Annotated in this window: 12 protein-coding genes; 7 read left to right on the top strand and 5 right to left on the bottom strand. The window is 37.3% G+C overall.

Features of this window, described 5'->3' with window-relative positions:
- The first annotated feature begins 339 nt into the window (after window positions 1–339).
- Window positions 340–1,020, top strand: a complete 681-nt coding sequence (locus tag ACOVQ4_RS08905) for a VIT1/CCC1 transporter family protein (protein ID WP_421820300.1) — start codon at window positions 340–342, stop codon at window positions 1,018–1,020.
- A gap of 355 nt (window positions 1,021–1,375) precedes the next feature.
- On the opposite strand, the gene ggt is transcribed toward ACOVQ4_RS08905, so the two are convergent.
- On the bottom strand, window positions 1,376–3,181 hold the full coding sequence (gene ggt, locus ACOVQ4_RS08900; RefSeq protein WP_421820301.1) for a gamma-glutamyltransferase: 1,806 nt from the start codon (window positions 3,179–3,181) through the stop codon (window positions 1,376–1,378).
- 204 nt (window positions 3,182–3,385) lie between these two features.
- The gene (locus tag ACOVQ4_RS08895) at window positions 3,386–4,606 is read right to left on the bottom strand and encodes a hypothetical protein (RefSeq protein ID WP_421820299.1); all 1,221 of its coding nucleotides are present in this window, start codon (window positions 4,604–4,606) and stop codon (window positions 3,386–3,388) included.
- A gap of 926 nt (window positions 4,607–5,532) precedes the next feature.
- Here ACOVQ4_RS08895 and ACOVQ4_RS08890 point away from each other — a divergent pair.
- The 6 genes from ACOVQ4_RS08890 to ACOVQ4_RS08865 all read left to right on the top strand — a co-directional run bounded on the left by ACOVQ4_RS08890 (window position 5,533) and on the right by ACOVQ4_RS08865 (window position 18,400).
- Window positions 5,533–7,305 (top strand): DEAD/DEAH box helicase, encoded by a 1,773-nt coding sequence (locus tag ACOVQ4_RS08890; protein ID WP_421820298.1) that lies wholly within the window; start codon window positions 5,533–5,535, stop codon window positions 7,303–7,305.
- Between the two features lie 960 nt (window positions 7,306–8,265).
- Entirely contained in the window at window positions 8,266–11,385 is a 3,120-nt protein-coding gene (locus tag ACOVQ4_RS08885; RefSeq protein WP_421820297.1) for a SusC/RagA family TonB-linked outer membrane protein, read from the top strand.
- A gap of 18 nt (window positions 11,386–11,403) precedes the next feature.
- Window positions 11,404–12,900: a RagB/SusD family nutrient uptake outer membrane protein gene (locus ACOVQ4_RS08880; RefSeq protein ID WP_421820296.1), complete on the top strand. Its 1,497-nt coding sequence runs from the start codon at window positions 11,404–11,406 to the stop codon at window positions 12,898–12,900.
- Window positions 12,901–13,064: 164 nt separating this feature from the next.
- Window positions 13,065–15,242, top strand: a complete 2,178-nt coding sequence (locus tag ACOVQ4_RS08875; protein ID WP_421820295.1) for a S9 family peptidase — start codon at window positions 13,065–13,067, stop codon at window positions 15,240–15,242.
- A 495-nt stretch (window positions 15,243–15,737) separates the two neighbouring features.
- Window positions 15,738–16,877 (top strand): FIST signal transduction protein, encoded by a 1,140-nt coding sequence (locus ACOVQ4_RS08870; RefSeq protein ID WP_421820294.1) that lies wholly within the window; start codon window positions 15,738–15,740, stop codon window positions 16,875–16,877.
- A 5-nt stretch (window positions 16,878–16,882) separates the two neighbouring features.
- On the top strand, window positions 16,883–18,400 hold the full coding sequence (locus tag ACOVQ4_RS08865) for an ATP-binding protein (protein ID WP_421820293.1): 1,518 nt from the start codon (window positions 16,883–16,885) through the stop codon (window positions 18,398–18,400).
- Window positions 18,401–18,693: 293 nt separating this feature from the next.
- Here the strand turns inward: ACOVQ4_RS08865 and ACOVQ4_RS08860 are convergent, their stop codons facing one another.
- From ACOVQ4_RS08860 to ACOVQ4_RS08850, 3 genes are read right to left on the bottom strand one after another with little or no spacing between them, the layout of a single operon-like run.
- Window positions 18,694–19,386, bottom strand: coding sequence for a LytR/AlgR family response regulator transcription factor (locus tag ACOVQ4_RS08860; protein ID WP_421820292.1), 693 nt, complete (start codon window positions 19,384–19,386; stop codon window positions 18,694–18,696).
- A 1-nt stretch (window position 19,387) separates the two neighbouring features.
- On the bottom strand, window positions 19,388–22,303 hold the full coding sequence (locus ACOVQ4_RS08855) for a PAS domain S-box protein (protein WP_421820291.1): 2,916 nt from the start codon (window positions 22,301–22,303) through the stop codon (window positions 19,388–19,390).
- Window positions 22,304–22,843 (bottom strand): heme NO-binding domain-containing protein, encoded by a 540-nt coding sequence (locus ACOVQ4_RS08850; protein ID WP_421820290.1) that lies wholly within the window; start codon window positions 22,841–22,843, stop codon window positions 22,304–22,306.
- Window positions 22,844–23,998 lie beyond the last annotated feature (1,155 nt).

Below are 23,998 nucleotides of genomic sequence, written 5' to 3'. Positions count from 1 at the left end.
TTATTACGCCAGGCAATTTACGTCAGGTGATTCTTTCTTTAAAGTTGAATTTATAAGTATGAGCGTTGAGCTGTGAAGTTAGGTTTTCAGGCAACAGAGTGGCTTTCAGTTAGGGGTTTTCGGTAAAAAATATATTTACGGTTATTAAAATTAGATGCCTAGCGCCCAAGGCACTATTGCCTCAAAAAAAAGATACAGAAGTTTTGAATACATAGAAGCTGCTTGCCAATCCTCAAAAACAAACATTTATCATTGCCATAAAAGGATATTCAGCTGAATTTTACGAGAAGATTTCCTAAATTCAGGGATGTATATCGTTAAATCAACTGCGACTAAAATATGGAAGAGCAACATCTGGAGAGTTCTGATTTTTTAAAAGATATCGTTATCGGTATGTCCGACGGTCTGACGGTACCCTTTGCCTTGGCAGCAGGTTTGTCAGGTGCAGTAGCTGATACCTCAATTGTTACCACGGCAGGGATTGCCGAAATTGTAGCGGGGGCTATTGCGATGGGTTTGGGAGGATACTTGGCAGGACAAACCGAAGTAGAACACTACGAGGCTGAGCTAAAACGTGAATATGAAGAAGTAGAAAAAGTACCCGAACGCGAAAAAGAGGAGGTTCGAGAGGTATTTGCAGATTATGGACTCGACGAAACTATGCAAGAGGCTATTGTTGAGGCGCTAGCCAAAGACAAAGATAAATGGGTACATTTTATGATGAAATTTGAGCTGGGATTAGAAAAACCAGATATCAACAGAGCTAGAAATTCGGCTGCCACTATCGGAATTTCCTATGTCATAGGAGGGATTATTCCATTGAGTCCATATTTTCTGGTCGATGATGCTATCTTAGGACTCAAATTCTCTGTGGCAATTACGCTGTTAGCATTATTTATCTTCGGTTTTTTTAAAAGCAAAATTACAGGTCAACATCCATGGATAGGTGCATTGAAGGTCACATCTATCGGTGCGGCAGCCGCGGCAGCAGCCTTTGGAGTAGCTAAATTGTTTGGATAACTCTCTTTATGTTATCGGTTAATAGTGTAACTGTTATTAGAATACTATTCAGATTTTTGATTTTTAAACATAAAAAAGAAGATTTGAGAATGAGTAATTTAGCACTCATTCTCAAATCTTCAAATTCTCAAATTCTCAAATTAGGAATCTGTTCTCAAATCTTCAAATCTCCACACTTTCAAATTCCCAAATTTTCAAATTTTCAAATCTTCAAATTCCCAAATTCTCAAATTCTCAAATTTTCAAATCTTCAAATCTCCACACTTTCAAATTTTCAAATTCCCAAATTCCCAAATTCTCAAATTTTCAAATCTTCAAATTCTCAAATTAGGAATCTGTTCTCAAATTAAAAAAACTAGTATCCCATTGCAGTATCATCGGCTCGTACGTCTGCACCACCTTCATATTGACCATTCGGTAAAAGCAAGATGCAATCCATACGACCGATAGTATTTTTTTGGGATTCCATTTTGTAGCCACGACCTAATAATTTTTGTAGAGTTTGTGGCGTAAAACCTCCTTCTTCAAACGTTGTTCTGTCGGGGAGCCATTGGTGATGAAAACGTAGCGCATCCACTGCCTGTTGCATATTCATGCCATGCTCTACTACGTTTAAGAATACTTGAAAAACAGAAGTAATAATTGTTGAGCCTCCCGGAGTACCAAGAATCATCAAGAGTTTTCCATCTTTTTCAACAATAGTAGGCGTCATCGACGATAACATTCTTTTGTTTGGAGCAATAGCATTTGCTTCGTTTCCTACCAAGCCATACGAATTTGGGTGTCCCGGTTTGATGGAAAAATCATCCATTTCGTCATTCAATAAAAAACCTCCTCCAGCTACCACTACCTTACTACCATAAGAGTTATTTAGCGTGGTAGTTATCGAAACCGCATTTCCTTCCTTATCGGCAAAGGAAGAGTGAGTCGTTTCCATACTTTCATAACCCGGGATAGCACCACCAGATACATTTTTGCTATCAGTAGCTGTACTGAAGTTAAAATCCTGCCAACGTTGTTTCAAGAATTCTGAACTTAGAAGTTCTTTTTGAGGCACTTTTACAAAATCTGGGTCGCCTAACCATTTAGCACGATCGGCAAATACACGACGTTCAGCCTCAATCATTACCTGTGTGGTAGAATCACTATGCCATCCCCATTTTTTCAAAGGATAATTCTCCACATATTTCAACAATTGCATCAATGCAATGCCACCAGATGAAGGAGGAGGCATGGTGATTACTTTTAATCCTTTGTAGTTTTCTACAATAGCATCACGCCACACTGCATGGTAGTTGTCCAAATCCTTTTGGGTAATAATACCACCGCCTTTATTCATTTCGGCTAAGAGCAGTTGAGCTGTTTCACCTTCATAAAAACCCTTACGACCCTCTGCTTGGATACGACGGAGAGTTTTGGCTAAATCTTTTTGAATTAATAATTCACCTTCTTTCCACTCCGAACCATCGGCCTTGATAAAATAGGTTTTTCCTGGATTATATTTTAATAAATCCTCTTTGATTCTATTTAATCCTCTTGCCTCACGGGCAGTAAGTGCAACGCCATTTTCGGCAAGATCAATGGCTGGTTGGAGAATTTGCTTCCAAGATAGCTTACCAAAGCGCTTATGAGCTTGTTCGAGTCCATCTACCGCCCCTGGCGTACCACTGGCAAGATGCCCGTACCAACTTGGTTGTCCTGCTTTCACATTCCCTTTTTCGTCGAGATACATATCTCGACTGGCTTTTTCTGGAGCTTTTTCACGGTAATCTAAAGTATAAGTATTACCCTTTTTGTCACGAAAAACCAAGAAACCACCACCACCAATATTACCCGCTGCTGGGTGAACCACCGCCAGCGCAAATTGTGTTGCAATAGCGGCATCGATAGCATTTCCACCTTTTTTCATAATTTCAACTCCTACCTTTGAGGCTTCTGGATGCGTGGCGGCCACCATTCCGTTTTGCCCATATACAGGCTCTTTTTTAGCAACAAAAGGGGACGCATTTGGGTCGTCATTCAAAAATTGATAAAAACCTTGATTTTCCTTGGGTTTGCTAATAGGAGAGGGGGCGTTGGAAACTTTTACCGCTGGAGTTTTGCAAGCCCACAGTAAGCCAAATGTTGCCGATGAGAGTAAGACAATGTGTTTGAGTTTCATCATGATGAAGATGTTTTTTTAATTAACAAGGAGAAAGTCTCAAATCTATCCGAAATTTTAGAAGGGCAGATTTGTTGTTTTAGCTAAGGTAAAAGGAATATATCTTTCAAAAAGATTCCTTTATATCTTTCAAATATACAAAAAGCCCAAACTCTTTGAGAAAGTTTGGGCTTTATTTTCAAAACAAAAGCTTTAATCTGTTTATTACAATATTTTATAAATATCTACAGAATCGATTTTGTCTTTTAACTCCTTGATATTGATGCTCGATTTGATAGCCGCATCTTTTTTCTTCTTTTTAGCTGTTAAATCTCTGATTAAATCATCATAGACCATTTGGGCATTTTTTTCGCCGATGCCTTCAATAATATTATTTCCTTTGGCTACATTGATGGCTTGCTTTACTTGGTCAAAATAGCGTGTTTCTAAATCAAAATAGTTGTCATGAATACCAACAAAACGATTGCACAATGACTGCAAATAATCTAAGTTATTATTAACATGACGAATATCTAGTTCGGATTGTAGCAATTCGCCCAAGTTGATTTTTCCATCCTTATTCGAATATCTCTTTTCAATTTCTGTGGTTTTTTTACGCATCAAATCGGGCGTAAATTCAGACATGAGATAGTTAAAATAGTCATCTATTGTTTCGTCACCACGCATTTCTCTAGGGTTAAAGCCTATTTTCTGACCGTCTTTTTTAAACTTTTCAAGCACATCCAATTGTAACGTTTCAAGCAGTGTTACAGTTTGTGAACTAGAGTTGGCATTGGTAAGGTTGGCTTTATCCAATGCATTATAAAAACCCGTGTAGCGTTGAAGCTCCTTTTCAAACTCTTTAATTTTGTCGAAGTTTACCTTTTTGTCTTGTACACCTGCCGCGTAAGCCACATTCACAGCGGCTGTCGAGAGGTTTACGGCTTGTGAGGCATAGGGTATCAAACCCACAATGGGGCTATCCTTCAAACTTTTAAGAACAGAAACAAAACGCTCATTTTTCTCTTTTTTATCAAAAATAGCCTTGCTTTGAGCTGTTTTTAAAATAACTTCTTCAAAAGAAAAACCTAATGGACCTTTCTCGACACTACTTAATTTTTTGATATAACCTTGATAATCTTGGTTGATTACTTGTGATTTTAGGTCAATAATATCATCGCTTAAAATTTTATATACTTCGGCACTTTTTACCAAATTGGTACGGATTTTCTCCCACTTAGTGCGGTCAGTAAGGGATTGGTTTTTGGAAATATCGTTCAAAGACGCGCTTTGAAGTTCTATACGCCCTTTTAGGTTTTCATTTTCGTTTTGAAGCTTAACCAGATTACTCTGAATATTGGTAATCAAAGAGTCTGAATAAATTTGAGCACTAATGATATTTGTTAAGCCAAAGAGGATTAAGAAAAGGAATGAGAATGTTTTCATCTTGCTTTACCAGAAATAGTTTTGGAATTTTCCCATCAAAAACGGAACGCCTACTAATTAATTGTCAAAGGTCTATAATCCTGAGTATTTTTTATCTTGCTTTATCAAGTATTCTTATATTGATTATAAGATAAATAAGAAAAGTTATATTTCTTATGTGTGTTTATATTTAACAAATAGCAATCATTTAAGAGACTCTAGGCTCAAAACAATTTGTAATTTGATTGTGCTTGGTTTTAAACGGGAGAAAAATATTGCTATCTTCATAACGATTAGATAAACGTTTTTTGTTCATTCAATAAAAATATTTGAGTAAATGGAGTATCCCCAAAAAACAACCAAATTCAACATAGAGCTAGTTTGATTGGCATAAAATTCAATTAAGTGGCTGTTTTTTAGTTGTTTTCCTAAAAATAAAATTTTGTTAGGCTTAAAGGCACAGATGTATATTTCGGAGAAAACCAAAGTTATATTTTGGGAAAATCATTATTCATGAAATAATATTTGCCAAAGACTCAAAAGAAGAAATTAATTGGAGGTAAAGAAGAAATATAAACCTAGGAGAATAGAAAACTTCGTTTAGATTCTAGGAAATGATTCTAAATAAAATACAATTATATTTGTTAATGCAAAAAACTTAGGATACCTTTGTACTCGTTATACAAAAACATCCGCACGTCTCTGTGTTCGCTTCTTGGCATGAAGCAATTTCCAATCTCGAACTGTTATCAGTTTAAATCGGTTTCTCCAGAGCTTTAACGGATGTTTCGGGCATCATTAAAGCAAATTTTAACAATCACAATTTTGTCGTTTTTGACCAAGCCATAGATAGGGATTTTAACCATTCTGTTCAGGACGAATGAATGGCAGATATCTCTGATGCCTTGTAACTAAGGTTACGTCAATTACCGACATTTCGAAAAACAATGAGTCAATTATTAAGATTCGACGAACTTTCGTTATCACAAGAAGTTCAACAAGCGGTAGCAGATATGGGTTTTGAGACAGCATCTCCAATCCAATCTGAGGCAATTCCATTCATTCTTGAAGGTCGCGATGTAATCGGGCAGGCGCAAACAGGTACAGGTAAAACAGCTGCTTTTGGTATCCCATTAGTAGAAAAGGTAGTTCCTTTCGAAAAGGTAGTTCAAGGTTTGGTTCTTTGTCCTACTCGTGAGTTGGCTGTTCAGGTAACAGAAGAATTAAAGAAACTTGCAAAACATAAAAAAGGCGTTTGGGTAACTACAGTATATGGTGGTGATTCAATCGAGCGTCAAATCAAATCTTTGAAAGCAGGTGCAAACATTGTAGTTGGTACGCCTGGTCGTGTTATCGATTTGATTGAGCGTCGTGCTTTAAAATTAGAAAATGTAAGTAAAGTAGTACTCGACGAAGCCGATGAAATGTTAGACATGGGCTTTAGAGAGGATATCGAAAGTATCTTACAAGAAACTCCAGAAGAACGTCAAACAATTTTCTTCTCAGCAACTATGTCAAAGCCTATCATGGCATTGACAACTCGCTACCAAAATGATCCAAAATTGGTGAAAGTTGTTAAAAATGAAATTACTAACTCTAATATCGAACAGCTTTACTATGATGTAAAAGGCAAAGCGAAAATGGAGGTAATGACTCGTTTGATGGATTTTTATTCAGTAAAACTATCATTGGTATTCTGTAATCAGAAGAAAAGAGTTGATGAAGTTGTAGAAGAATTACAATTGCGTGGTTATGCTGCCGAAGGTCTTCATGGCGATTTACGTCAGGCTCAGCGTACTAATGTTATGTCTAAATTCCGTTCGGGTGTTGTAAACGTATTGGTTGCAACAGACGTAGCGGCTCGTGGTTTGGATGTAGACGACGTAGATGCTGTATTCAATTATGATGTGCCTTTAGACGAAGAATATTATGTACACCGTATTGGTCGTACTGGTCGTGCTGGCAAATCTGGTAAAGCCTTTACCTTGATTGTTGGTGCCGAACGTAATCGTCTTCGTGAGATTATGAACTACACTAAAGTAAAAATCGATAAAGGTGTTATTCCTTCTTTCTCTGATGTAGTTGGTGTGAAGAAAGGTATGTTTATCGACCGTGTTCGTACTGCTATCGAGGATGGAGACTTGGAATTGTTCGAAGATGTGTTGCAAGCATTACATCACTCAGGCTACTCTACCGAGCAAGTTGTGTCGGCTTTGGTAAAAATGAATATGGGTATTACCAAAAACGAGTTTGCTGACGAAAACCTAAGTGGTGAGTCAGACCGTCGTGATCGTTACAACAATAGAGACCGTGATAACAGCGGCCGTCGTGGCGAAGGTCGTTTTGACAGAGGTGGTCGTGATGACCGCCGTGGAGGACGTTTTGAACGTGGCGATAGAGATAGAGACAGAGGTGGTCGTTCGGAAGATAGAGGTCCTCGTTCAGACAAACAAGGTCGTCCTTATCGTCGTGATGCCAATATGGTAAGAATGTTTGTTAATATTGGCTTTAACGAGAAAATCTCCCCAGCTAATATCGTAGGCGCATTTGCGGGCGAATCGGGTATACCTGGTAACGTTCTTGGCCAAATCGATATTTTTGACAAATATTCATTTGTTGATGTTCCAAAAGAATTCGCAAACACAGTTTTGAATCGTATGGAAGGAGCTTCAATTAAAGGTAAGAAAGTAAACGTAGAAATAGCAAAGCCAAATAACTAAGCATTGCCAAGTTTATTCAAAAGGCCACCGTTTTAACGGTGGCCTTTTTTTGTTTCTATTATCTATACTAGTGTTAATTTTTGATTAGATAAAATATGGTTATTTTACTCAAAATTATTAATATTTCAATAAGAAAGTGCGCTTTATTGCATTTTAACCAACTAATGAAACTCAAAATATTAAAGCTTTTATAAGGTATGATTGATGAGTATTTGATTGTTTGGTAAAATAGAATAGTTGTAGAATAACAAATGGCAATTGCATAATTAAGTAAAATTTTGTTTTGTGATAAGTATAAATACTCATCGTTTTGTTAGATAAGAAAACAGTATTGAATGTAGACGATTGGCACAAAACAGTCGATTTGTTTTGATGAAATGTCTATTTAGCTTCTAAAAATAGAGTTATATTTATAATAAAACATATAATATATTGTATTTTTTAAACAATTTTAAATAAGTGGTATATAAATTATTGTTAAACTAATTGTTAATGTATAATTTCACTTCGATTTCAGTAATCAGACACATACAAAATCAAACTAAAGTCAGTTTTAATCATCAACAATTTATATTCCGTAAACCGCATGAAAGATAGAATTCTATAACATGCTTCAAAAAAAACTTTGAGCCAAGTAAGTGCTCTGAAGTAAGCTAACATGTATCACCTTAACTGTTACAGCAGCTTCACAATTTATCTGATATTATCGACGAGCAATTTCAGTCTTTGAAACACATCCAAAGATTCCTTAACCTGTTTTGTTTCTGAAGGTAGTATCATACTCAAGCATAAATATTATCCGACCAGCTTATCCATTCATTTTTTGGAGACAGTTGTCTCTTCTCGATGTTTTCGAGCGGATGTTATTTTTGGTCATTATTCACATTTGGATTTAGTTTTAATAAATATAAATCAACAATTGTCAGGTAAAAACGTCAACAAGTAAAACCCCTCTATTGCATGAAAAAGAGATTTCTACTTACCATGCTGTTAGTATTTTCTGCGAGCATAATCTTTGCTCAAAGTAAAATAACAGGTAAAGTCACAATGGCCGAAAATGGTTCGGATCTTCCGGGAGTTAGTGTATCTGTAAAGGGTACTACCCGTGGTACTACTTCATCATCGAATGGTAATTATACCATCAATGCCTCTCCAAACGAGACCTTAGTTTTTACATTTGTAGGTTTCAAACCACTTTCTGTAAAAGTTGGTAATCGCTCAGTTATCGACGTTCAGTTAGAATCAGATGTTTCTGAATTGAGCGAAGTTGTTGTAATGGGTTATGGTACACAAAGCAAAAAAGTGATTACAGGTGCTGTAACTTCTGTTTCGGGTAAAGAAATTGCAACTCAGCCGGTTCAGTCGTTCGACCAAGGCTTACAAGGTCGTGTTTCTGGGGTTAACATCACAACACCCAACGGTGTATTGAACAACGCTCCAGTAATTCGTGTACGTGGTACATCATCAATCAACCAAAGCTCGTCACCTTTGATTGTAATTGATGGAATGCCAATCAACTCAGGTGATGTGTCTGCGGGTGGTTATACAGTAAACAACCCTCTAGGAGATATTAACCCATCTGATATTGAATCAGTTGAGATTTTGAAGGATGCTTCTGCAACCGCTATTTATGGTTCAAGAGCAGCAGCTGGTGTAATGTTGATTACCACTAAAAAAGGTAAAGAAGGTAAAGCGAAGTTGAGTTATGATACATGGGTTGGAGCAACCGAGACATTTAGAAGATTCAAAATGTTGGACGCTCAGCAATTTATGGATATGAAAAATGAGGCTTCTCGTAACGCAGGTTTGGCAGATCAGTTCTTCCCTTCGTACAATGCTGATGGTAGCTTAGTAAACACAAACTGGTATGACTATATATATCAAACTGGTATTTCTCAAAGCCATAACTTGAGCTTGAATGGTGGAAATAAAGATACAAAATATTCTTTCTCGGTTGGTTACACAGATCAGAATGGTATGTTAAAGAAAAATACCTTCAGTCGTATGACAGGTCGTATGAATGTTTCTCATCGTTTGACTGACTATATCACAATTGGATCAAACATTACATACGCAAATTCATTTAACCAATCTCCAAATACTGGTACGACTGGTGCTTTCTCAACGGGTGGTTTAGGTCGTTTGCCTTTGGTATTGGCACCAAACGTAGCACCATACAATGCTGATGGGTCGTATAATATCAACAGATCTGCAAACAATTTAGGTCTTGGAGCTAACAAAGTTGGCCCTGGTGGTTACTACAACCCACTTCCTGATTTGGATTTGAGTAAATTTACTTCTGAGAATGCTCACTTGATTGCTAATATTTTTGCTGATATTAAGTTGTACAAAGGTTTAGTTTTCAGAACTTCTTATGGTATGGACAATACTCAGATTGAGGATATTCAGTTTTTGAACCCAATCCATGGCGAAGCTGGTACTACAAATGGTTCTGCTACTAACTACTTAACAAATATCAAACAGTGGAACTGGCAAAACTATTTAACTTATGATTTCAATTTTGATAAAAACAACTTCACACTTGTGGTTGGTACAGAAGCTCAAAAATTTGTAATCAATAGATGGGGTGCAAGCCGTAATAATGTTTCAGATCCATTCTTTACTTCATTCCAAGGAAGTTTTGTAAACAATGTTAACGGAGGAAGTAACTATCAGTCTCAAAATGGATTGTTGTCTTACTTTGGTCGTTTGAACTATGACTTCGATAAAAAATATCTGGCTTCATTTACTTTGCGTAGCGATGGATACTCAGCGTATGCAACTGGTAACAAATGGGGTACCTTCCCAGGGGCTTCATTAGGATGGCGTTTATCTGAAGAAGGTTTCTGGAAAGGTTCTGCTATTAGCAATACTATCAACGAGTTGAAATTGCGTGCTAGCTGGGGTCGTGTAGGTAATACTGGTGTAAGTGATTTTGCTTCTTTGAGCTTGTTTGGTTCTGGTTTATATGGTTCAACTCCAACCTGGGCATTTGCTCAAGCAGGAAACCCTAACTTGAGATGGGAGCAAAGTACAAAAGTTGACGTAGGTATCAGCTACGGTTTGTTTAAAGACCGTATCACTGGTGAGTTAAACTATTATCAAAATGACATTACAGACCTAGTTTTGGCTGAGCCTCAAGCACCATCAAGAGGTATTCCAAACAACTCAATCAATACAAACGTTGGTTCGATGGTAAACAAAGGTTTTGAATTTACTTTGAATGCTTTGGTTTTGGAGAAAAAAGATTTTACTTGGAATGCTAACTTCAATATTTCTACCAACACTAACAAAGTATTAGCATTGGCTAACAATAACGCTGATATTATTGCACAAACAGGTGGTTTGGAAAGCTCAAACATTGTACGTGTAGGATATCCAGTAGGTAGTATTTTCGTAATCGAAACAAGAGGCGTAAACCCAGCAAACGGTCAACGTATTTTTGTGAATGCTAAAGGCGAGGAGGTACAATACAATCACGCTGCAAGCAGCAGTAATAGATGGACTTATGTAAAAGACGGTTCTGTTGCACCTGCAATTACAGGTTCAGACCGAGTTGTTTGGGGAACAGGTATGCCAACTTTCTTCGGAGGTTTGGACAATACTTTCAAATATAAGCAATTTGATTTAGGAATTTTCATGCAGTTCTCAGGTGGTAACTACATCTACAATGGTACTAAAGCTGGTTTGCGTGACCAACGTGCATGGAACAACCATACAGATGTTTTGAATCGTTGGCAAAAAGCTGGAGATGTTACGAATATCCCACGTTTGGTATTTGGTGATAACATTTCTAACGGTTCGGCAAACCCTATTTCTGAGAACGTTGAGAAAGGTGACTTCTTGCGTATGCGTAACATCTCTTTGGGTTACACTTTCAAGAAAGGTTTGTTAGAAAAAGCTAAGATTTCTAGCGCAAGATTGTATGCTCAAGTTCAAAATGCATTCTTGATTACTGGTTACACTGGTGCTGACCCTGAAATCTCAACTAACCGTGGTTCGAACATCGCTCCAGGTGTTGACCGTAACTCTACGCCACAAGCGCGTACTTACACTGTAGGTCTTTCGGTTAATTTCTAATTTTAAATTGATTATACGATGAAAAAATATATAAACGTAGCTTTTAAAAATGTAGGGAAGACACTCAAAGTATCAGTGGCTGCTCTCATGATGTTGACGGTAACGGTTTCTTGTACAGAAAAAGAACTACTTGAACCAACACCTATTACTGCATTGTCTGATTTGCAGGCTTTTACAACACCTGATCGTGTGTTAGCTCAAGTATATGGTTTGTATGCAAGTGCAAAGTCTGGTCAGTTATATGGAGGTCGTTATTTAATTTATAACGAAATCCGTGGAGAAAACTGGCTAAACGTTACGTCTAACGGTGTAACAGGTTTACAAACTTGGAACCATACCAACAACTCGTCTTCAAACGAGCCAACAAACATGTGGAATGCAGCCTACCTTGCCATAAACCGTGCAAATTTGTTTATGGAAGGTTTGGACAAAAATCCAAATGTAGTAGATGCAACAACAGCTTCTCAGTATAAAGCTGAAGCAAGGTTTGTAAGAGCATTGACCTACTATGCTTTGGTAAATACCTATGCTCAACCTTTCAACAAAGATGCAGGTGCTAGCCTTGGTGTACCTTTGCGTTTGAAGGGTGAAGTGGGTAGCGGAAACAACAATTTGAAAAGAAGTACAGTAGCTGAGGTATATGCTCAAATTTTGGAGGATTTGAACTTTGCAGAACAAAATTTGCCTTCTTCTTATACAACAGCTTTGTTGAACACAACCCGCGCTCATAAAAATACTGCTATTGCATTGAAGACTCGTATCTACTTGCAAATGAGCAGATGGAGCGATGTGGTTACAGAAGCAAATAAAATTGTTTCGGCTGCAGCTCCTTTCAGAGCGTCGACAGGTGTAGCAAATGCGCTTCAAGCAAATATTGCTTCGGTTTTTGCCGCTCCATATACTACCGTAGAGTCTGTATTCTCATTCCCAATGGGCGATAACGACCTTCCAGGTACTCAAAATGGTTTGCATAGCTATTATGTTCCTGTAACTGGTATTGGTGATTACTCGCTGAACCCAGCGGGTGTTGTAGGAAATCCAGCATTTTTAGCAACCGATGCACGTAGAACTAGCTTCATCAAAAACGATATTACTGGTGATGGTGGTCGTATTCGTTTGCTTAAGTTCCCAACTGGCCCTGTTCACAAAGATTTCGTTCCTGTAATTCGTTACTCTGAAGTATTGTTGAACTTGGCTGAAGCAAAAGCTCGTTTGGCTGGCGCAGCTGTAGATGCTTCGGCGTTGACATTGTTGAACGCTGTTCGTGGCCGTTCTACTACTGCCTATGCTGCTGCTGATTTCACTTCGGGAACAGCTTTAGTTAATGCAATCTTGACAGAGAGAAATATCGAGTTCTTAGGTGAAGGATTCCGCTCTATCGATTTACAACGTAATATGTTAGCGCTTCCTGCAAAACCAACTGTTGCTGCGATTCCAACTAGCTCGCCAGCTTATATTTGGCCAATTCCTCAGACAGAGATTAACGTTAATAAAGATTGTTTACCAAACCCATAATTTGGTAAGTGTTATTACAAAAGAGGTTATCCGAAAGGGTAGCCTCTTTTATTTTGTAGATAAATGAACAGATTTTGGCTCATTCTTAAAACCAATTATCACAAAATCATTTTTTCCTTTTCATATTTGTAAGAAATTCACCCTTTCAAATAAAAACTAAATTTATGAAAAAACTTCATCGATTATTGAGTGCGCTTGCGCTCTTAAGCTTATTCTTTCCTGCTGTAGCTCAGCAATCTATTAATTGGAGTAAAGGAGGGAGCGATTATACCACGCTTGAAGGCAATCAGATTGTTCGTGTAAATCCAATTACAGGACAAAAAGATGTGGTAATTGCTAAAAACTTACTTACTCCGAAAGGCTCGTCCGAAGAGCTAAACATTAGAAGTTATAGCTTCTCCGAAGACAACTCGAAGGTACTGATTTATACCAACACAAAAAGAGTATGGCGTTTGGATACCAAAGGAGATTACTGGATATTAGACCTCAAAACCAACCAACTTTCACAACTAGGGAAAGGATTTGATGCCTCTTCTTTAATGTTTGCTAAAATTTCACCAGATAGTAAGTCGGTGGCTTATGTATATAAAAACAATATCTATGCTGAAAATATCGCAACACATAAAATCTCGGCACTGACAAAAGATGGTACTAAAAAGTTGATTAACGGTACCTTTGACTGGGCTTATGAGGAAGAGTTTTTTTGTAGAGATGGTTTTCGCTGGAGTCCCGATAGTAAATCTATCGCTTATTGGCAATTGGATGCAAATACCATTCGAGATTTTTACATGATTAATAATACAGATTCTGTTTATTCTAAAATTGTTCCTGTAGAATATCCCAAAGCAGGTCAGACTCCTTCTGCGTGTAGAATAGGAGTAGTATCCTTGGCAACAACTCAAACTAAGTGGATGAAAATTCCGGGAGCTTCTAATAATAATTACATTCCTAAAATGGAGTGGATTCCTAATTCAAACAAATTGATTATTCAGCAATTAAATCGTAAGCAGAATGTTTCGACCTTGTTTGTTGCCGAGGCTCAAACCGCTGTAACTAGCCCTATTTACAAAGAAACCGATGAGGCTTGGGTGGAGTTCAATAACCGCTCGGGCGAGAGTATTGGTTGGGATTGGTTAGATAATGGTAAGGCGTTTTTGTGGGTATCCGAAAAAGACGGTTGGAATCATATTTATAAAGTCACTTTAGAGGGTAAAGAACAATTACTTACGCCTGGCGAATTTGATGTGATTGATATTTTGAGTTATAGCGAGCAAAATAATAAAGTCTACTTTACCGCTTCGCCCGATAACCCGCGTCAGCGTTATTTATATAGTACAACTTTGGACGGAAAAGGCCAACATGTTCGTGTGACACCTATGTCACAAGCAGGAACGCACTCGTATGAGATTTCTCCAGATCAAAAAATGGCATTTCATTCCTTTAATTCAAGCCAAATTAGCCGTATGAGTGAGGTTGTGAACTTACCAGACCATAGTGTAGCAGGAGGTAAAGAGGGGATAGAAGCCAAACTTTCAAAGGTACGTTTAGCTCAACGACCAATCGAATTCTTTGATATTCCAATAGAAGGAGGGGTAAAACTGAGCGCTTGGATGGTAAAACCTGCCAATTTTGATTCTACCAAAAAATATCCTGTTGTTTTTTATGTGTACACCGAACCAGCAGGAGCTACCACAAAAGACGAATACTATACTGGACGTAATAACTTATACCAAGGCGATATGGGTAAAGATGGGTATATCTATGTATCTATCGATGGCCGAGGTACTCCACTTCCCAAAGGTCGTGCGTGGCGCAAGGCCATTTACCGCAAAATTGGACAAATCAATATTGCCGATCAAGCTGCAGGAGCCAGCTATTTGTTAAAAAGACCCTATATCGATAGCTCACGCGTGGCAGTATGGGGTTGGAGTGGAGGAGGTTCTACCACACTCAATCTGTTGTTTCAGTATCCACAAATTTACAAAACGGGTATTGCTGTGGCAGCAGTAGGCAACCAGTTGACTTACGATAACATTTATCAAGAGCGTTATATGGGATTGCCACAAGAAAATAGAGAAGATTTTGTGAATGGTTCGCCGATTACTCATGCCAAAAATCTGCAAGGCCACTTACTATATATTCATGGAACAGGCGATGATAATGTGCATTATCAAAATGCCGAAATGTTGTTGAATGAGCTTATTAAATACAACAAACAATTCGAATTTATGGCCTATCCAAATCGCTCTCATGGAATTAGTGAAGGAGAAGGTACAGGCAAACACCTCTCTACCTTATACACCAACTATTTAAGAAAATATTGCCCTCCGGGAGGAAAATAAGGGCTAAGTGCACGAATATTTGAATATTAACCTGTTTTACACCTATAAATTTTATCTTCAATTACCAAAAAAAGCTCAAAAACTACAGTTTATCGAAATTTTTGCCTTAATACAAACCGATTTGTTAAGTTTGTCCCAATTATGTTTGACAAACACCTCGTCATAACTCTTACAATAGCATTAGATTACAATAGATATAGATAAGCAACCTGACCACTTTTATAATAATTTTTCGGTTTTTTTCCGAAATACCTAACCGCTCTTATTTTCTATAATAAAACAAAACCACAGAAACTTTGACCATTAGATAAGATTGGCACTTTAGTTGTGGGTTAATCAATAATATATAGTAGTTTGCGTAGAATAAATAGTACTAATTTTTGGGTAGCTTATTTTAATTTATACCATTATTGTACCACACTAACACAACTGATTTATTTCTTGTGTTTTATGCTCATCGCCAACTCAATAACTGCATAAAATCTCTCTAACACGATGAAAATTTGTCAAAGTTCCTATCGCTCAGAAGCTTGGGAGAGTGTACGAATCGATGAAGGTTTCTCTTCAGAAAACGCTCAATTGGTATTAGTATTTGGAGAACGTAAACTTTTCGAGCAATTGGAGGTTTATTCTAAGGTACGCAATGATTTTCCTAAGGCTGAAATTGTCATCAATTCAACCGCTGGAGAGATTTTTGATGCTGGAATAGAAACTCAATCCATCGTTGTGACTGGAATCGAATTTGGGGAGACTGCCATCAAAACTACCGAAATCGATATAAAGGATACCAATGAAAGCTATCAGGCGGCCTGTCAAATCGTGGCGGCGCTGCAAGCGGATGATTTGGTACACATTATGGTAATTTCTGATGGTGGTGTTGTAAATGGGAGTGCACTAGTAAGAGCCTTAAACGAAAATACGGCTGCGCATGTAACCGTTACGGGTGGACTTGCTGGCGACGACGATCGTTTTGAGAAAACTTTGGTTGGATTAAATTCGGAGCCTTCTGAAGGAAAAATAATCGGCATTGGTTTTTACGGAAATAAATTAAGAATTGGTCATGGTACCATGGGCGGTTGGGATGTTTTTGGGCCAGAAAGAGAAATAACCAAATCTGAGTACAATGTGTTACATACCATTGGAGACAAACCTGCCTTGGAACTCTACAAGGAATATCTTGGCAAATACGCTAAAGATTTACCAGGGGCAGCTTTACTATTTCCTTTTTCTATGCGGGTAGATGCCGAATCCGCTCCTGTTGTAAGGACGATTCTTTCGATTGATGAAAAACAACAAAGTATGACTTTTGCGGGCGAAATTCCTAAGGGTGCTCTTATTCGCTTTATGAAAGCCAATTTTGATAATTTACTTGATGCCTCTTCCGAAGCAGCTGAGAATGCCCTTCAATCCTTATCTTTTAAACCAGAATTAGCCATTTTGATTAGTTGTGTTGGAAGAAGACTCGTATTGGGGTATCGAACAGAGGAGGAGGTAGAGGCAGCTCGCGAGGTTTTTGGACCCGAAACTTTTATTACAGGGTTTTATTCTTATGGTGAGATATCACCACTGATGGCCGAAGCAAAATGCGACCTTCATAACCAAACCATGACTATTACGACATTTACCGAGATTTGATATTTATGCAAAACGATCCATTACATAAACTTCTTTCAAAGCAAGTTCATCGCTTTCTTAATGCAGAAACTCAAGGACGCGAGGACGTTGCAAAATTTTTGAAAGTTGTTAGTGACTCTTACGTAAACTTTGATAGAGACAAAGAGCTTTTTGAACATTCTTCTTCGTTAAATGAAAAGGAATACGCGGAGATAAATATTCGATTAAAAGATGAAATAGCCCAACGAAAGCGTTCTGTGGAGAAATTGATCGAGGCTATTCACTCGCTTGAAACAGATAATGCAATGCCATCTTTTGATGCAGATAATTTGTTGTTGTTGGTAAATTACCTTCAGAAGCAAATTGATAACCGCAAAAAGATGGAAACTGAACTACGACAAGCTAAGGATGCCGCTGAAAAAGCAACGCAGGCAAAGTCGGAGTTTTTGTCGATGATGAGCCACGAGATTAGAACTCCTCTAAACGCAATCGTGGGAATGACCTATCTGATGCAACAAGAGGAATGTTCGCCTACTATGGCTGACAATTTAAAAACCCTTCAGTTTTCTACCGATAATCTCCATGTATTAATTAACGATATTTTGGATTTTAGTAAAATTGAGGCAGGTAAAGTAGATTTGGAAGCCACTCCGTTTGACTTTAAGCAATTGGTGTCTAATATCAAACGAGCCAATCAAGTGAAGGCTGAGGAAAAGGGTAATAGAATTCGCTTGATGGTAGACGACGATATCCCTGATTCGCTGATTGGCGATCCACTTCGTTTGGGACAGATTTTGTCAAATTTGGTGTCTAATGCGGTTAAGTTTACCATGAATGGTAATATTTCTTTGGAGATTTCATTGGTGAGTAAAACAGATGATGAGGCACAAATCTATGTTTCAGTGAAAGATTCGGGAATTGGTATCCCAGCCGATAAGCAAGAGCTGATTTTTGAACAGTTTACCCAAGCAAATTCTGAAACTACTCGCAAGTTTGGGGGTACTGGTCTAGGCTTAGTAATTACCAAAAAGCTCTTGGAACTTCATGGTAGTAAAATACAGCTAGAAAGTGAGGAGGGTAAAGGTGCTAAGTTTTATTTTACCCTAAAATTAAAAATAGGTAATGGTGTAAAAACTATTCAAACGCCAGTTCCTGAGAGTATCAATGAGGTCAGTTTGAAAGGCGTAAAGGTGCTCTTGGTGGAGGATTATCCTGTAAACGTAAAAGTGGCCTCGAAGTTTTTGACTCGTTGGGAAATCGATTTTGAAGTTGCCGAAAATGGTCTTATTGCCGTAGAAAAGTATAAGAACAACCATTATGATGTAATATTAATGGACTTACTAATGCCAGAAATGGATGGGTACACTGCCACGTTGCGTATTCGCGAATTAAATTCCAACATTCCAATTATTGCATTAACAGCCTCTGCAACACTAAACAATCAGGATAGAGCTTTTGAAGTGGGGATGAATGACTATGTGACAAAACCATTTAATCCAAAAGAGTTATTCCAAAAAATTGCGAAGTATAGCCATCGAGGATAGATTAATACTGCGAAGTTAGTCAGTAGGCTAAAGGCATTTAGCCCTAAACTAAAGAAAAAAAGAAATTGTATAAAATCTTTTGCCTAATGCCTACAGCATCAAAAAAGCGGTCGAAAATTAATTTTCGACCGCTTTTTTGATGAAAACTTGAAGGATATTGATAATCACAAACTATATTTTCGAGATGAATTTTGTTTAATAAAAAGTTATCAAATCATCCTAGCTTCAACAGTTGAACTGAATATGTCTTTATATCTTTTAAGAAGGAGTTGTAATCTTGGGCATTCTAGTTTTTATAGCATATTGAGTCGATTCATCAATTCAGATTTATTTGCTCGACTAATGGGAATTACTTTGTTGGCAATAACTAAATTATTTTCTTCAATGTCTACTATTTTATCGAGGTGTACAATAAACGACCGATGGACTCTTAAAAACTGCTTTCCTAATTTTTCTTCTAATGACTTCATCGTAGTGTGAATAATGTAAGCCTGCTTACTGGTATAAATTTTTACATAATCACCTATATTTTCTACAAATTGGATATCTGAATAGGGTAACCTAATATATCGGCCTTCATGTTTGATATAAATCTCGTTGTGCTGTTGTTGGGGGCTGTCTTTTTTTTGTCGTAAATCCAGAACTTTTTCTACAGCAAGATTGAATCGTGGACCAGTAATAGGCTTTTTCAAATAATCCGTTACTTGATATTGAAAAGCATCGTAGGCATATTCTATTTTTGACGTTGTCAAAATTACCTGGGTAGTTGTCGTCGTAATTTTTTCTAACAAATCAAATCCTGTCATTTCGGGCATTTCAACATCAAGCCATATCAAATCAATTTCGTTTTGTTCTAATACTTTCAAAGCTTGTTGGACGTTTTCGCAAATGGCTATCAATTCCAAAGCACTATGCTGTTCACAAAGCTTTTGTAATGATTTCCTTGCCATGACTTCGTCATCAACAATAATACATCGTAACTTCATTTTATTGGAGGTTTTGTAATCGTAGCAACTCTTTTTCTAAAACTGTATGTGATTGACCCAGTCCCGCGAGCAATTGTTCCACTCTTGCTTTGAGATCATAATAATCGGGTTTATCCAAAGACCTGCGCTCAATTTCTATGATTTGCTTTTCGAGCTGGGTAAGCCCAACCATTCCAAGCGTTGGTTTTAGCTTATGGGCTAATTTTTTCAGTTCAGTAAAGTTTTGTTGCTCGACTAATGGGGTCATATCCTTGAATTCGGGATAAACGTCGGATAAAAAGGTATCAAACATGTCAGCCTGATACTCAATATCTCCTTCATACATTTCGTCTAGGCGTTCGTAGTCGATAGGATTGTCGATTGCTGTTTCTTGTTGAGTTTTTGGTTCAGTTGTAATGATTGGTTTTATTTCATCAAAATCATCCTCAGTTTCGTGGGATGAAAGTTTACGATATTTTTGTAACATCTCAAATAATTGATTAGGTGCAAAGGGTTTTGGTAAAAAGTCGCTCATACCAACTGCCATAGCCTTCACTTTTTGGTCGAGCATAGCCGAGGCTGTAAGAGCCACAATCGGTATATGTTGGTTTGGGGTTTTGGTACTTCTAATAGCAATAGTGGCTTCGTAGCCGTCCATGTGTGGCATTTGAAGGTCCATGAAAATAACATCAAACTTATGTTTATTGGTTTGTTCAACGGCTTGTCGTCCATCCGATACTACAGTAAAATGACGGTTCCATTTATTCAACAAACTAGAAATATATTTTTGGTTCATGAGATTATCCTCTACCACCAAAATATGACCATTTTCAAAGTCTTTAGTTTCGGTTAGCTTACTACTCGGAGCAGGCGCCGTAATGATAATATTGTCACTTTTCTTATAAGGTAATGAGAAAATAAAGGTAGTACCCTTACCTTCTTCACTAGTGGCATGGATGTCGCCTCCTTGAAGTTCGATGAGTTCTTTTGTAATAGCCAAGCCAAGGCCTGTACCTTTGTGTTTGTGTCCTTGGTGATTGATTTGTTTGAATTTCTGGAAGATTAACTCCAATTTTTCTGGCGAAATACCAATACCCGAATCTGCTATCTGAAATTCAAGCATTACCTCATCTTTGGAGATTTCTTTTAGTTGACGAACGGTAATATTGATTTCTCCTTTTTCGGTAAACTTCTCGGCATTCCCGATGATATTTAGCAAAATCTGATTAAGTAGCAAGTCGTCACCTATATAAGTACCCTGTATTTTTGAGTCAATCATAACATTTACGTCGAGTGGACGATTGCCAATCTTGATTTCAAATACCTTCTGAACTGTCTTTAGTAATCCGACCAAATCGAATTCTTTGTGATTAACTTCGATTTTTCCTGCCTCAATTTTTGCCATATCCAACAGGTCCGAAATAAGGCTATGCAAGAAATCTGCCGAGCTTCTTAATATTTCGAGGTACTCTACTTGTTGGGAGGTTGGATGTGTATCAAAAAGGAGGTGAGCCATCCCAATAATCGCATTGAGTGGTGTTCGAATTTCGTGGCTCATATTAGCCAAAAACTGCTTTTCTGCTTGGCGTGCATCTTCGGCAATTTGCTTGGCTAGACTTAATTCTTGCTCTAGGGTTTTGCGTTCAGTCAAGTCATAATGAATACCAATCGAGCCTACAGTCACCCCGTGCTCATCAATAATTGGGGCACCACTGATTAGAGTCCAAAGAATTTCTCCATCTTTTTTCAAGATAGGTAATTCATAAGAGCTACTTCCTCCAATCTTTCGAAGGTTTTGTTGTTCTTCTATAATTTTGGTAAATTCTTCTGGTAGAAAAAGCCTCATGGCATTCTTACCCAAAAGTTCGGCTTCGGAGTAGCCTACCATTTTACAAAATTTATCATAAGCCCTTATGATGGTTTGGTCATTGTCTACTTCGAGTAAGCCCAATTCCATATTATTCATGATGCCTCGATACTTTTCTTCACTCTTTCGAATGGTTTCTTGGGCATTATGAATATCTGTTACATCATTGTATCGCCATAGGTGACCGGTGTAGTGGTTGTCTATGAATATAGGAATATAATCTCTTTCTAACACTCGTCCGTTGGCGGTATGAATTTTCTCGTTTACAACAAGTTTTTGTTCTTCTACCAACTTATTTACTGTAGCAACAAACTCCTCTGGCTCTTTAAAAAAGGTTTTTAAATCTTGCAAAGTATTTTCACAGTCGATTCCAATAAGGGTGTCTGGATTTACCTTAAGACCTAAAATATCACAAAGGAATTCGTTTACAAGGATGATTTTCCGATTTTCGTCCTCTACCAAGATTCCCGATTGCATGTTGGTTATCAGGGTAGATAGCCGTATTTGTGTGCTTTTTAATACTTCCTCCGTTGATTTGCGGTCTGTAATATCACGTGCCACAGCCACCAATTCACTGATTTCACCCTTCTCCAGCATAAGTCGAACTGTTTGTCCAATCCAAACGATGTGTCCATCTTTGTGAAAAACTGGGAATTCATTATAGGTACTTTCTTTCTTCGATTGAATCATATCGAGATAGAAATTTACCAAATTTTCGCGGTGGTCGGGAAGTACCAACTCTGTAAAGTGCCTTCCAACAATTTCAGATTCCAAATAACCTAGCCGTTGTTCGACGATAGGGTTAACAAAAGTAAAGAAACCATCAGGTGAAATTTTGTAAATAATATCCTGAACAGATTCGATGAGCTGTTTATATCGGATTTCACTTTTGCTAAGTTCAGAAACCTTTTCATTGATTTGAACTTCTAGTCGCTGATTAAGTCTAATCAAGTTTTGATTTGACTCAAAAAGCTCCATAGCCTTCTCCTCCAAGATTGTTTCGGCTTGGATTCGAGCGGCTCGTTCACGCTCAAGTTTCTTTTTTAGAAGCTCAATTTCGTTAGTATTCATTTATTTAGCTATAATTTCAAAACGTACCTTACTGCCTTCATCGTTGAGTTGCGAAATATGAATATCTGCTTTTTGTTGATAATAATCCAAGCAGGCTAGTAATAGTCCATGTGCAAAATCTCCCATTCGGCGGTCAGAATGGTAGATCAACACGAAATGCGTATCGTTTATCTTTTCTACATCAAAATGGGGTAATTCGGCGTCGGGATAAAGTTTGTGGACTTCTACATGGATGTAATTATCTATTCCTTCAATCAACTCAAAGGCGTTATTGGCACCTTGGATAAAGTGGTTATAATTCTTGGCTAAAACAGGGAAAAGATATTGCCCAAATTCTCTCAACAGGTTGGACGTTGGAATGCCAGTGCGCTCATGTAATCCAGTTATAAGTTTCACCATTTCGGAGTGCTCATACGTTCCTACAGAGGTGTATACACCCTTTGAAGGTAAATCACTATTTTCGATGAGTTGATTGACTAACTCATAACCGAAATGATTTTCTACCATTTCAAGAAAATTTGTAAAAACTATACCTTTCATAAGTGGATTAAAATATAATCAGGTTAAAATTCATTCAAGCAATCAGCGCTAGACGTTGTGTCCAAATTATTAACAAGAAAATCTGAACTGAGAGTATTGCATTTTCTTTATATACAATAAAATCAATTTGAATTGTTTTTTGGGTATTCTGAATCAATTTCATAATTACGCAAAAAGAGCGCACTAAGTTTTCAGAGAATTATGCAAAAATATATCAATATTTTCTTATAAAACATTTTGATAACGATAGCCATAATCGATTTTATGCAAATCTTTTTTCCTGAACTTTACAAAACCAAAAACAGTTTGAATCCTCAAGAAACCACCCTTAGGCAGTGGACTGGCTGTTGTCCGACATCTATTTATGGGTTCATTACTAACAAAGTGATATCTATAGACACATATAAGCCTTTTACTTGAAGTTTATTGTCAAAATGATTCAGGCATAAGTTCTCTTATGAGGAGCATAGAAAAGATGATTCTGCTTCAAATTCAGAATGTATTTCGAATCAAAGGTTTCAACAATTTGGCAATAGTCTTTAAAAGAAATCACTAGCAAAAATCGTGCATCTTATTGTTATTTTGGCTACTTTATTCGCTTTTGATTACAATTTATTGATTTTTGACAATGAAAGTATTGAAATTATATGTATATACAAATATTTGGAGCAAAATACTTCGTCATCAACAAGTTTTTAGGCTATTTGCCTAAAATTTTAAACATAGTTAAGTTAGTGGGCAAAATAGAATTTAATTTTTGTGCCAAAGGCATTCAGGTATCAGCTTTCGGCGGTGGGCTTTGGAAAAAAGCATAGCTGTGGTCAATAAAAACATTTTAACACTCTTTGCCTGTTGCCTTGTCCCTAAACACCTAACTTAAATATTATTCTGCTCGATTACTTAAATAATTACACAAAATTAGGCTTGAGTTGTTTTAGGCAACAGGCACAAGTTTCAAATTTTTTTGAATCGTTTTGTCCAAAGTTGACCGCCTTGCGCACATACCTATAAAGCTCAATAGTTAATTTTAAGTTTTTAGGCAATAGCCTATAGGTATTAAGCAGTAAGCTAAATAAAAACGACGCTTTTATGAAATGATGAAGACCTTCTGCCAAATGCAAATGGCATACAGCCTAAAGCTGAGTACCTAAATCT

This window comes from Flectobacillus sp. (assembly GCF_049240685.1).
In the GTDB taxonomy this organism is placed as follows: domain Bacteria; phylum Bacteroidota; class Bacteroidia; order Cytophagales; family Spirosomataceae; genus Flectobacillus.
The sequence above is the reverse complement of the archived record's forward strand: the minus strand, read 5'-3'. Positions and strand labels throughout refer to the sequence as shown.